Genomic DNA, 12,627 nt, shown 5'->3' with positions numbered 1-12,627 from the left:
GCAACCGATGATCGGTATCAGCTTCACGCAAAAGACCATGGCGGCGCGCAAGCGTATCGCCCTGGTTGCCCATGACCACTGCAAGGCGTTTTTGCTGGACTGGGCCGAGCGGCACAAAGACAAGCTGGCGCAACATGAACTGGTCGCCACCGGCACCACCGGGTTGTTGTTGCAACAACGCCTCGACCTTCCGGTGGAAAGCATGATCAGCGGCCCCTTGGGCGGCGACCAACAACTCGGCGCGCGCATCGCCGAGCAACGGGTCGACCTGCTGGTGTTCTTCTGGGACCCGTTCCAACCGCAACCCCACGACCCGGACATCAAGGCGTTGCTGCGGGTCGCGGCGGTCTGGAACATTCCGGTGGCCTGCAATGAATGCAGCGCCGATTACTTACTCAGCAGTCCGATGATGGATCAGGCGCATGAGCACCGGATCCCGGATTACGCGACCTATCTGCTGGGTCGCGCGTAACCTTCACAAATCAGCACTTGACCACTCGGGCGGATGATAAGCATTATCATTCGCTCGAAATGGATCAGGTCCTCCCGTGAGTCAATCGCGCTTCAATCACGTCTTCATCGCCCAGCGGGTTTCCCTGCTGCGCACGCTGGAGCGGATGGTCAACAATCACAGCACCGCCGAAGACCTGCTGCAGGAAACCTACCTGCGCGTGACCCGGGCGCTCAGTGAGCGGGCCATCGATCACCTCGAACCCTTCGTCTTCCAGACCGCCCGCAACCTGGCGCTGGACCATTTGCGCGCGCGGCGCATTCAGTCGCGGACCCTGCTCGATGACGTGCCGATGGAGGTAGTGGAAAGCATCGCCGCCCCCGCCAGCAGCGCCGAGGACGCCGCCCATGCCGAACAATTGCTGGAGCGTTTGAACGTGAGCCTCAGTGAACTCAGCAATCGCCAGCAACAGATCTTTATCCTCAGTCGCCTGCATGGGCACAGTTACCTGGAGATTTCCGAGAAACTCGGCGTGTCGCTGAGCACCGTGCAGAAGGAACTGAAGCTGATCATGGCGATCTGCATCGGTGTGGCGGAACGCTTAAACGGCGACTGAGCCCATAAGGCTTTGCTACCCTTGCGAACTTCAAGCTCCACTAAAAACCAGCCGTGCACAGACACAGCCGAGGAAACACCGTGACGGACACCCACCGCTCCTCTGCGCCCTCCCCGGCGCGGGCCCCCGCCAGCGCGATGGACCAGGCTTTGGACTGGTTGATCGTCATGGGCAGTCCGAGCGAAGAACAAACCCGCCAATTCCACGACTGGCTCTCCGCCGATCCATTGCATGCCGAAGCGTTCGCCAAGGCCCAGGCGATCTGGGACGGTCCGCTGGTCACGCAATGCGCGCAAAGCCTCGCCGCTGCACCGGCGAAAATCAGCGTGCTGTCGCGCCTGCGCCCGCACTGGAAACCCCTGGCCACCGCAGCGGTGTTGATCCTCGGGCTGTTCAGTTTCAGCAATCTGCCGATGCGCCTGCAGGCCGATCACCTGACCGTGGTCGGTGAACGCCAGCGTCTGCAACTGGAGGACGGCTCGAAAGTCCTGCTCAATACCAACTCGGCGTTTTCCAGCACCATCAACGATCAACAGCGCGTGGCCCGTTTGTATCAGGGCGAGGCGTTTTTCGAGGTGCCGGCCAATCGTGGTCAACCGTTGGAAATCGATGCCGGACCGGTCAAGGCCAGCGTGCGCGATACCGCGTTCGCCGTACGTTACCTCGACGGCGTGGCGCAGGTTCGGGTGCAACGTGGCGACGTGGATTTGCGTGCCACCCGAGACGATGCGCGGGTGCGCCTGACGGCCGGCGAAAGCATCCGCATCGGCCCCAACGGTTTCGACCGCCCGGCCAAACTCGATGCCGCCACCGACCTGGCCTGGGTCCAGGGGCGCCTGGTGTTTGAAAACTGCCCGCTGAGCCAGGTGCTGGCGGAACTGCGGCGCTACTATCCGGGCTGGATCATCAACAACAACGAGCAATTGGCCGACGTCGCCGTCACCGGCAATTACCGGCTCGACCAGCCGCTGGATGTGGTTCGTTCCCTCGCGCACATCACCTCGGCGCGCCTCCAGGAATTCCCGGCGCTCGTCATCTTGAACTAAATGAGAATTATTTTTACTCGATAGCTGAAGCTCGTTCGTCTCGTTATAGCCAATGCAATTGATTCGCATCTAAAGATGCCGATCTGCACCTATAAAGATTCGTGCGACACGGAGCGCTATCGATGTCCTCTCGCCATACCCGCCAGTCCTCTTCACCTTCCCGCGTGTTGTCGCTGCTGACCGCCGCCATCCTGATGGCCGGTGCCGCGCCGCTGATGGCGGCCACCGCTGCCGAGCAGCCAAGCCGCAACATGGGCGATTACTCGTTCGCCATTCCACAGCAGTCGCTGGTCTCGGCACTCAATGCCTTTACTACCGTGACCGGTTGGCAGGTCGGTTTGCCGGCCGAACTGGCTGAAGGCGTCTCTTCGCCGGGTGTGCGCGGGTCCTTGCCGCCGGAGAAAGCTCTGGATCGCCTGTTGGTGGGGACCAACCTCGGCTATCGCAAACTGGGCAATAACAACATCGTGCTGGAAAAACGCAGCAGCAGCGGCGCCCTCAACCTGCAACAGGTGACGATCAGCGCCACCCGCCAGGAACAGAGCATCGACAGCGTCCCGGCCACCGTCACCGTCCAGACCCGCGAAGAACTGGACCGCAACAACGTCAACAACATCAAGGATCTGGTGCGCTACGAGCCGGGGGTTTCCGTGGGTGGCGCCGGCCAGCGCGCCGGGCTCACCGGCTACAACATCCGCGGCATCGACGGCGACCGCGTCCTCACTCAAGTCGACGGCGTGCAAGTGCCCGACAGCTTCTTCAACGGCCCCTACGCCCAGACCAACCGCAATTACGTCGACCCGGAAATCGTCAAACGCGTCGAAATTCTCCGTGGCCCGGCGTCGGTGCTCTACGGCAGCAACGCCATCGGCGGCGCCGTCAGCTACTACACCCTCGACCCGGACGACATCATCAAGCCGGGCAAAGACGTTGGCGCGCGCCTGAAGACCGGCTACAGCTCGGCCGACGACAGCTGGCTGACATCCGGCACCGTTGCCGGCCGCACCGGCGATTTCGACGGCTTGCTGCACCTGAGCCAGCGCAATGGTCATGAAACCGAATCCTACGGCGAAACCGGCGGCACTGGCCTGAACCGCACCGAGGCCAACCCCGAGGACGTGCGCACCACCAACGTGCTGGCCAAGCTCGGCTGGAACTACGCCGACGACGCGCGCCTGGGCCTGACCTACGAGAAATACAAAGACGACCGCGACACCAATCAACTGAGCGCCGTCGGTGGTCCGTTCAACGCTGGACGCGGTTTTGGTTTCTACAAATCCCGCACCGGCAACGACACGGTCAGCCGTGAACGCTTCGGCCTGGAGCACAGCTTCGGTCTGGACAGCGTTTTGGCCGACAACATCAAGTGGTCGCTGAACTACCAGATCGCCAAGACCGACCAGAGCACTGAAGAAATCTACGCGCCATCGCGCACCGTGCTGCGTGAACGCAACACCAACTACAAGGATCGCCAATGGGTGTTCGATGCCCAGGCTGACAAATCCTTCGCCATCGCGGATACCGATCACACCGTTACTTACGGCACCACCATCAAACAGGACAAAGTCACCGGCCTGCGCACCGGCAGCGGCACCTGCCTGACCGTGGCCGGCGCCTGCCGGGTAATCGGTGCGCCCAGCGCCGCCGACACCCTGAAACCGGCCAGCGATTTCCCGGACCCGACCATCAACAGCTACAGCCTGTTCGCCCAGGATCAGATCAGCTGGGGCAACTGGACCTTCCTGCCGGGTGCGCGCTACGACTACACCCAGCTCAAGCCGCACATCACCGACGAGTTCCTGGCCACTGCGGACCAAAGCGGCAACGGCGTGGTCAGCGACAAGACCAAGACCTGGCATCGTCTGTCGCCGAAGTTCGGCACCACCTACAGCTTCAACGACAACTACACCTGGTACGGCCAGTACGCCGAAGGTTTCCGCACGCCGACCGCCAAGGCTCTTTATGGTCGCTTCGAAAACCTGGCCGGTGGTTATCAGGTCGCGCCGAATCCGGATCTGGAACCGGAAAAGAGCAAGAGCTATGAAACCGGCCTGCGCGGCCAATTCGAGGCCGGCAGTTTCGATGTGGCGGTGTTCTACAACAAATACCGCGACTTCATCGACGAGAATGCGATCACTCCCGGCTACAGCGAGACCACGTTCCAGAGCAACAACATCAAGCACGCCACCATCAAGGGCCTGGAGCTGAAAGGTCGCCTGAACCTCGACACCTTCGGCGCGCCGACCGGCCTCTACACCCAAGGCTCGGCGTCGTACCTGTATGGCCGCAACGATGACAGCGGCCAGCCGCTGAACAGCATCAACCCGCTGACCGGTGTCTTCGGCCTCGGTTACGACCAGGACAACTACGGCGCGCTGTTGAGCTGGACCCTGGTCAAGCGCAAGGACCGCGTCGACAGCACCAGCTTCAAGACCCCGGACGGCACCAGCACCCAGTTCAAGACCCCGGGTTATGGCGTGCTCGACCTGGCCGGTTTCTACAAGGTCACCGACGACGTGACGGTCAACGCCGGCCTGTACAACCTGACCGACAAGAAGTACTGGCAGTGGGATGACGTGCGCGGCTACGACAGCGTCGGCGAAGCCTCGGTCACGCAACCGGCCAACCTCGATCGCCTGACCCAGCCGGGTCGCAACTTCGCGATCAACCTGGTCTGGGATATCTGACCCTGAACACCTCACCGCGACGCATTTGTTAATGGGTTGCAGTGAGGTTTTTTTACGCTCAGGCGTCTTCTTGTTCGTCTCGTTACCAAGCGCCTCTTTTTTTCTCAAGGACTTCTCATGACCTCCCCGGACACCGCTCAACGCCCAGCCCTGCGTTCGCAACGTTTGAACCAGATTACCAACGAGCCGCACACCAAGCTCGACGCCCTGGTCAAGGCCCACGCGCCGTTCGAAACCCAGGCCAACTTCGCCCGTTTCGTGGTCGCGCAGTATTTGTTCCAGTCGGAACTGGTGTCGCTGTACAACGACGCTGAACTGACCACCATCGTTCCGGACCTGCCGGCGCGCTGCCGTGCTGACGCAGCCAAGGCTGACTTGGCGGATCTGGACACTGAAGTCCCTGCACCGGTGGCTGGCGCGGTGAAAAACCCGAGCAAAGCGGCGGCATTGGGTTGGTTGTTCGTCTCCGAAGGTTCGAAGCTCGGCGCGGCGTTTCTGATCAAGCGCGCCGTCGGTCTGGGTTTGAGCGACACCTTCGGAGCCCGTCATCTGGGTGAGCCGGCCGGTGGTCGCGCGGAAGGCTGGAAGAGCTTTGTCAAAACCCTGGACTCGCTGGAATTCAGCGCGCAGGAAGAAGCTGAAATCGAGCAAGCCGCGGTGGATGCGTTCAACCGCTTCACCGTACTGCTGGAACAGGCCTACACCCCGGAACTCGCCTGATCACACACCCCTTGTAGGAGCGAGCGGTGCGGCGATCCGACTTGCCCGCGAAGGCGGTGTGTCAGTCGACATCAATAGCGCCTGATACACCGCCTTCGCGGGCAAGTCGGATCGCCGCACCGCTCGCTCCTACAAGGTATAAATGTCGACCTTATGACCCGCAAACACCCTGCCGCCTCCAAACTCGCCCGCTTCCTGTTCGGCCTGCTGGCCTACGTCAGCCTGGGCATCGGCCTGATCGCGATTGTCGTGCCCGGTCTGCCGACCACCGAGTTCATCCTCCTCGCCGCCTGGGCCGCAACCAAGAGTTCGCCGCGTCTGAGCGCCTGGCTGGAAAACCACCGCCTGTTCGGGCCGATCCTGTGCAACTGGCGCAACGGCAAAATCATCGCCCGTCGGGCCAAGGTCAGCGCCACCGTCAGCATGCTGCTGTGCGCGGGGTTGATGCTGGTGATGCTGGAACATGGCTGGCCGATTTACCTGGCGATTGCGGGGATGAGCCTGGGCAATCTGTGGATCTGGTCGCGGCCGGAATCGATGCCGCAAATCTCCTGAATTCCAGCCCTTTTCAGGGCATTTCCCTGCGCAAACGGTCAACTGCTACCGCTCGTCGGCTAGCCATTCATGCAAGCCCGGCCCACGCCGATGTTCATTGAATGGCGCTGAATGGACTTGGCGAGCGGGAGCACTCCCGGCTCTTGGCCAACACCTCATCCATTTGCGAGCTCGCCCTATGTTCGACTCTCTGTCCATCCGCCTGAAAATCGTCCTCCTCTCTGGCCTGTGCCTGCTTGGCGTTGTTGCCTTGATCGTCGGTATGAACATCTACCAGACCAATCAGAATGACGAACTGGTCAATGCCTCCAGCAGCAAAATGCTCACCGCCAGTGTGCAAAACCTGCTGCAGGCCAAAGCCGCCGAGCAAGCCGTGCGGGTGCAGAAGACCTTCGGTGAAAGCCTGTTGGTGGTGACGGCCCTGGCCGATCAGATCAAGGACATGCGCAACATGGCCGCCAAGCGTTCGCTGGACGCCGGCGCCCTGCGCGAAGAGTTGAACCAGAGCCTGAAAACCGCCTTCGAGCGCAACAGCAAGGTGCTGGGGATCTGGCTGGCGTTCGAGCCCAACGGCCTGGACGGCAAGGACAGCGAGTTCGCCAATGACGCGGCGCGCCAGTCCAACGAATCCGGGCGTTTCGCCAGTTACTGGAGCCGCGCAGGCGGAGCCGGGCTGAACACGATCATGGTCGAAGACGACATGACCAAAACCACCCTGAGCCTCAGCGGCACCCCCTACAACAGCTGGTACACCTGCCCTCGCGACAACAAGCGCACGTGCTTGCTGGACCCGTACGCCGACACCGTCGGCGGCAAGGAAATGCTGATGACCACCATTTCCGTACCGCTGCTGGTGGACGGCAAGGCCATCGGCGTGGTCGGCGTGGACATCGCCCTCGATGCGCTGCAAGCGGCAGCGGTGGATTCCCAGCGCGACCTGTTCAACAGTGCCGGGCATATGCTGATTGTCTCCGGCAGCGGTGTGCTCGCCGGTTACAGCGTTGATGCCAGCAAAGTCGGTAAGAGCATCGGCGACACTCTGGGCGCCGACGGCAAGGAAGTCCTGCAATTGCTCGGCAGCGGCACGCCAAAGATTCTCGAACAAGGCGACCTGATCCGCGCGGTGTACCCGGTCAGCCCGATCAGCGATTCGAAAGCCTGGGGCGTGGTGATCGACCTGCCCAAATCCGTGCTGCTGGCCGACTCGGTGAAGCTGCAAGCGGTACTGGATGACGCGCAACAAAGCGGCACCATCAAGGCCTTGCTGGTGGCGATTGCGGCCGGCCTGGTCGGTCTGTTGCTAATCTGGCTCACCGCGTCCGGCGTGACCCGACCGATCAACAGCGTCGCCGACATGCTCAAGGCGATTGCCAGCGGCGACGGCGACCTGACCCAACGCCTGCACTACAGCAAGAAAGACGAACTCGGTGAACTGGTGAGCTGGTTCAACCGTTTCCTCGACAAACTGCAACCGACCATCGCCCAGATCAAACAAAGCATCACCGACGCCCGTGGCACCGCCGACCAATCTTCGGAAATCGCCCGCCAGACCAGCGAAGGCATGCAGGTGCAGTTCCGCGAAATCGACCAGGTCGCCACCGCGTCCAACGAAATGAGCGCGACCGCCCACGACGTCGCCAATAGCGCATCGAACGCGGCGAACGCCGCCAAGGGTGCCGACCAATCGGCCCGTGACGGCATGCAGATCATCGAGCGCAGCACCCGGGATATTAATTTGCTGGCTGATGAAGTCAGCAAAGCGGTGACCGAAGTCGAAGCCTTGGCGGTCAACAGCGAGCAGATCGGTTCGGTGCTGGAAGTGATCCGCAGCATCGCCGAACAGACCAACCTGCTGGCCCTCAACGCCGCGATTGAAGCGGCGCGCGCCGGGGAAAGTGGTCGTGGTTTTGCGGTGGTCGCCGATGAAGTACGCAACCTGGCCAAGCGCACCCAGGATTCGGTGGAAGAAATCCGCATCGTCATTGAACGCATCCAGACCGGCACCCGCGGCGTGGTCGCGACCATGCATTCGAGCCAGTCCCAGGCCCATAGCAACGCCGGGCAGATCCAGCAAGCCGTCCAGGCTCTGGGCAAGATCAGCGATGCGGTGACGGTGATCAGCGACATGAACCTGCAAATCGCCAGCGCCGCCGAACAGCAAAGCGCCGTGGCCGAAGAGGTCAACCGCAACGTCTCGGCGATTCGTACCGTCACCGAAACCCTGACCGGGCAAGCCACCGAATCAGCGCAGATCAGCAGCCAACTCAATGCACTGGCGACCCACCAGATGAAATTGATGGATCAGTTCCGCGTCTAAAGCTGCACCGTTGATCGTTCCCACGCTCCGCGTAATGCATCGATGGACGCTCTGCGTCCGCTTCTGGAACGCGGAGCGTCCCGGGCTGCATTCCCACGCAGAGCGTGGGAACGATCACTCAACGATCATTCATCCGGCCTGGCAGATTTTTGATCTATGATCGAACCCTCGTTCCGGAGGGCCTTCGATGACTGATTTACTCACGTCCATTCAAGCCGCACTCGGCTTGCCGCACACCCCGATCCCATTCACGTCGAGCGGCGCCCTGCCCTCGGCGTTTGCCGTCACCGACCTGGCCTGTGCCAGCATTGCCGTCGCCGGCCAGGCGGTCAGCGAGTTGCTGCAGCAGCACTCCGGTCGCTTGCCCGGCCTTGAAGTCGACCGTCGCCTCGCCTCGTTCTGGTTCGCCACCTCGATCCGCCCTGTGGGCTGGAACGTGCCGCCATTGTGGGACCCGGTCGCCGGTGACTACGCGACCAAGGACGGCTGGATCCGCCTGCACACCAACGCCCCGCACCACCGCGCCGCCGCTGAAAGCGTGCTCGGTGCCTGTGCCGACCGCGCAGCCATGGCCGGTAAAGTGGCGAAATGGGCCAAGACCGATCTGGAACACGCCGTGGTCGAGGCCGGTGGCTGCGCCGCCGAGATGCGCACCTGGGCGCAATGGCAGGCTCATCCTCAGGGGATTGCGGTGAATGCCGAGCCGTTGATTCAGTTCAGCACCAACGGCAACGCCAAACCGTGGCAAGGCTCGGTGGCGCGGCCACTGGCCGGAATCAAGGTGCTGGATTTGACCCGCGTCCTCGCCGGCCCGGTTGCCAGCCGCTTCCTCGCCGGCCTCGGCGCCGATGTCTTGCGCATCGATCCGCCGACCTGGAACGAACCCGGCGTGGTGCCGGAAGTCACCCTCGGCAAACGCTGCGCGCGCCTGGATTTGCATGACAAAGCGGATCGCGCGGTGTTCGAAAGCCTGCTCAAGGACGCCGACATTCTGCTCCACGGTTACCGCGCCGATGCACTGGAGCGCTTGGGCTACGGTATGACTGAGCGCCAGACGTTATCCCCCGGCCTGATCGATGTCTGCCTCAACGCCTATGGCTGGAGCGGCCCGTGGCAGAACCGTCGGGGTTTCGACAGTCTGGTGCAGATGAGCAGCGGGATTGCCGAGGCTGGCCAGCAATGGAAGAAAACGGACAAGCCAACGCCATTGCCGGTGCAGGCGCTGGATCACGCGACCGGGTATTTGATGGCGGCAGCCGCGATCAAGTTGTTGAGACAGGGCGGATCGGCGCGGCTGTCGTTGGCGCGGACGGCGAAGTTGTTGATTGAGCATGGCGCCGGGACGGATGAAGCATTGCGGGCCGAGGATGAGAATGATCAGGGGCTGCTGGTCGAGCAGACGCCTTGGGGGCCGGCGCATCGGTTGCACGTGCCGCTGAAAATCACCGGGACCCCGTTGCAGTGGACACTACCGGCTGCTGAATTGGGTTCCCATCGCGCGCAGTGGTGGTGACTGATCGTTCCCACGCTCCGCGTGGGAATGCAGCCCGGGACGCTCCGCGTCCCATTGGAACGCGGAGCGTCCCTTGAGGCATTCCCACGCAGAGCATGGGAACGATCACCCGCTCAGTCAGCCCGACTCAGCGATGTCCAAAGCACCTGCGCCGCATACCCCCGAAACGGCCGCCACACCTGCGCCCGTTGCAACAACTGCCGCGCCGTCACCGGTCCACCTTCCAGCGCCGCCAACGCATTGATTAACCCGACATCCCCGGACGGAAACCCATCCATCTCGCGCAACTGCCGCAACGCAATGTACTGCGCCGTCCAGTCGCCAATCCCATGTAACGCCAGCAACCGCGCCACGCCACCCTCGCGACCCGGCTCGAACAACCACGGATCATCGAGCAACGCCTGGGCCACGCCCGACAGCGTCCGCCCTCGGCTTTTCGGCATGCCCAATGTCGCCAGATCCGCCGTCGCCAACACCGCCGCCTCTGGAAACACATGGGTCAGCCCCGGCAGGGATGAACGTAAAGGCTCGCCGTATTGCGCCACCAGTTTCCCCGCCAACTTGATCGCCGCCACCACCGTAATCTGCTGCCCCAACACCGCACGAATGGCCAATTCCAGACCATCCCACGCCCCCGGCACTCGCAGTCCTGGACGTTCGGCAATCAAGCGCGCCATCAACGGATCAACTTCGAGCTTTCGATGAATCGAAGGCAGATCAGCCTCCAGATCAAACATCCGCCGCAACCGCGCCACGATTTCGGGCACGGCGCTCGAGTCAGGAAAATCCAGCGTCACTTCCAGCGCATCGACGTCCGCCGGTTTAATCGAAAACGTGCCGTGCAACCCGTTCAGGCCGATGCTGCGCGAGTACACGCCATCGACCACTGTTTCCATCCCGGCAATCGCCCGCGCCGACAAAAACCCGAGCATCGCCGCCCAGTCATAAGGCGGCTGATACGCCAGCAGCAGCCTCACAACGCCAGCAACCCGCTGTACAACCCATACGCCGCCAATCCCGCCCCGCCGACGACACAGGTGAAAATCCCCTTCTCGACAGGGGTAAACAATGGCTGCCCCTGCTCGCGTTTGGCCTTGGCGAAAAGGATCACTCCTGGCGCGTAAAGCAGCGCCGACAACAGCAAATACTTGACCCCGCCGGCATACAACAGCCACACCGCATAACTCAGGGCGATGCCGCCAATCAGCAAATCTTTGGTGCGCTCGGCCGAGGCGTGTTCGTAGGTTTCGCCGCGCCCGCTCAACAACACAGCGTAGGCCGCCGACCACAGGTAGGGCACCAGAATCATCGACGAAGCGAGGTAGATCAGGCTGGTGTAAGTCCCGGCAGAGACCAGCGTGATCAACAGGAAAATCTGGATCATCACGTTGGTCAGCCACAACGCATTGATCGGTACATGGTTGGCGTTTTCCTTGGTCAGGAACGCCGGCATGGTCTTGTCTTTCGCCGTGGCGAACAGGATTTCGGCGCACAGCAACGCCCAGGATAACAACGCCCCCACGAGGGAAATCGCCAGGCCGACACTGATCAGCAGCGCGCCCCAGGGACCAACGATATGTTCCAGCACCGAGGCCAGCGACGGGTTCTGCAACGCGGCCAGTTCCGGCTGGCTCATGATCCCCAGCGACAACACGTTAACCAGTACCAGCAGCGCCAACACCCCGAGAAAACCGATGACCGTCGCCCGGCCGACATCCGCACGCTTCTCGGCCCGAGCCGAATAAACACTGGCGCCTTCGATGCCGATAAACACGAACACCGTCACCAGCATCATGTTGCGCACCTGATCCATCACCCCGCCGAAGCTCGGGTTGCTCTGCCCCCAGATGTCCCGGGTGAAAATGTCAGCCTTGAACGCTACGGCAGCGATGACGATGAACATAATCAGCGGCACGATTTTGGCCACGGCAGTCAGTTGATTGATGAACGCCGCCTCTTTGATCCCGCGCATCACCAGAAAGTGCACCGACCACAGCAACACCGAGGCACAGCCAATGGCGATCGGCGTGTTGCCTTGGCCAAAGATCGGGAAAAAATAACCGAGGGTGCTGAACAGCAAGACGAAATAACCAACGCTGCCCATCCACGCGCTGATCCAGTAACCCCACGCCGACGAAAACCCCATGTAGTCACCAAACCCGGCCTTGGCGTAGGCATACACCCCGGAATCCAGTTCCGGCTTGCGGTTGGCCAAGGTCTGGAACACGAACGCCAGGGTCAGCATGCCCACGGCGGTGATCGCCCAACCGATCAGGATCGCCCCGGCATCGGCCCGGGCCGCCATGTTCTGCGGCAGCGAAAAGATCCCGCCACCAATCATCGACCCCACCACCAGGGCGATCAACGCGCTCAGGCGCAGCTTTTGTGTCGGTTGCGACATTCCTGGAACTCCGCTGGTCTCGATGTTTTAACTCAATAGATAAAGCGCAATAACGTTTAATAATTGACGCCTATTAACGTCTTTTATTTATAACCGATCAATCTATGGTCATCGGCGTGTAGCAGTTTTATGCGTCACACCTAATAAATCAATTCTGTACTGAAAACAGACACCAAAAAGTTGCTAATTCGTGAAAACGAACTAGCTTCAAAAACTCAACGCGATAGGCGTTATTCCTGCCCGGCCTGCCGGATGGCTCTGAACCGGGCTTTTCCAGCAATACCGTTATGCACGTGAAAAGTTCATAAGTCTTTCATTAAC

The 12,627-nt window shown here is 61.5% G+C and carries 10 protein-coding genes and 1 pseudogene; 9 read left to right on the top strand and 2 right to left on the bottom strand.

Annotation, left to right across the window (positions count from 1 at the left end; genetic code table 11):
* Positions 1 to 7: 7 nt before the first annotated feature.
* The 9 genes and pseudogenes from HKK52_RS27990 to HKK52_RS27955 all read left to right on the top strand — a co-directional run bounded on the left by HKK52_RS27990 (position 8) and on the right by HKK52_RS27955 (position 9,905).
* Positions 8 to 472, top strand: a complete 465-nt coding sequence (locus HKK52_RS27990) for a methylglyoxal synthase (RefSeq protein ID WP_169373436.1) — start codon at positions 8 to 10, stop codon at positions 470 to 472.
* 76 nt (positions 473 to 548) lie between these two features.
* The gene (locus HKK52_RS27985) at positions 549 to 1,067 is read left to right on the top strand and encodes an RNA polymerase sigma factor (protein ID WP_169373435.1); all 519 of its coding nucleotides are present in this window, start codon (positions 549 to 551) and stop codon (positions 1,065 to 1,067) included.
* An 80-nt stretch (positions 1,068 to 1,147) separates the two neighbouring features.
* On the top strand, positions 1,148 to 2,113 hold the full coding sequence (locus HKK52_RS27980) for a FecR family protein (protein ID WP_169373434.1): 966 nt from the start codon (positions 1,148 to 1,150) through the stop codon (positions 2,111 to 2,113).
* Between the two features lie 122 nt (positions 2,114 to 2,235).
* Positions 2,236 to 4,800 (top strand): TonB-dependent receptor, encoded by a 2,565-nt coding sequence (locus HKK52_RS27975; RefSeq protein WP_169373433.1) that lies wholly within the window; start codon positions 2,236 to 2,238, stop codon positions 4,798 to 4,800.
* Positions 4,801 to 4,917: 117 nt separating this feature from the next.
* Complete coding sequence (locus HKK52_RS27970) at positions 4,918 to 5,520, top strand: biliverdin-producing heme oxygenase (RefSeq protein ID WP_169373432.1); 603 nt, start codon at positions 4,918 to 4,920, stop codon at positions 5,518 to 5,520.
* A gap of 153 nt (positions 5,521 to 5,673) precedes the next feature.
* Positions 5,674 to 6,075 carry a YbaN family protein gene (locus HKK52_RS27965; protein WP_169373431.1) on the top strand — a complete coding sequence of 134 codons (402 nt, stop codon included), beginning with the start codon at positions 5,674 to 5,676 and terminating at the stop codon, positions 6,073 to 6,075.
* Between the two features lie 178 nt (positions 6,076 to 6,253).
* Positions 6,254 to 7,534, top strand: a pseudogene (locus HKK52_RS33085) (PDC sensor domain-containing protein); the annotation flags it as partial.
* A 102-nt stretch (positions 7,535 to 7,636) separates the two neighbouring features.
* On the top strand, positions 7,637 to 8,392 hold the full coding sequence (locus tag HKK52_RS33080) for a methyl-accepting chemotaxis protein (RefSeq protein ID WP_427633023.1): 756 nt from the start codon (positions 7,637 to 7,639) through the stop codon (positions 8,390 to 8,392).
* Between the two features lie 187 nt (positions 8,393 to 8,579).
* Positions 8,580 to 9,905, top strand: coding sequence for a CoA transferase (locus tag HKK52_RS27955; protein WP_169373429.1), 1,326 nt, complete (start codon positions 8,580 to 8,582; stop codon positions 9,903 to 9,905).
* A gap of 113 nt (positions 9,906 to 10,018) precedes the next feature.
* On the opposite strand, the gene HKK52_RS27950 is transcribed toward HKK52_RS27955, so the two are convergent.
* Entirely contained in the window at positions 10,019 to 10,882 is an 864-nt protein-coding gene (locus HKK52_RS27950; RefSeq protein WP_169373428.1) for a DNA-3-methyladenine glycosylase family protein, read from the bottom strand.
* The gene (gene arcD, locus HKK52_RS27945; protein ID WP_169373427.1) at positions 10,879 to 12,306 is read right to left on the bottom strand and encodes an arginine-ornithine antiporter; all 1,428 of its coding nucleotides are present in this window, start codon (positions 12,304 to 12,306) and stop codon (positions 10,879 to 10,881) included. Before arcD ends, HKK52_RS27950 begins: the two co-directional genes overlap by 4 nt.
* Positions 12,307 to 12,627: the final 321 nt, after the last annotated feature.

It is taken from the genome of Pseudomonas sp. ADAK2, assembly GCF_012935755.1.
In the GTDB taxonomy this organism is placed as follows: domain Bacteria; phylum Pseudomonadota; class Gammaproteobacteria; order Pseudomonadales; family Pseudomonadaceae; genus Aquipseudomonas.
This window is presented reverse-complemented; position numbering and strand designations above follow the sequence as displayed.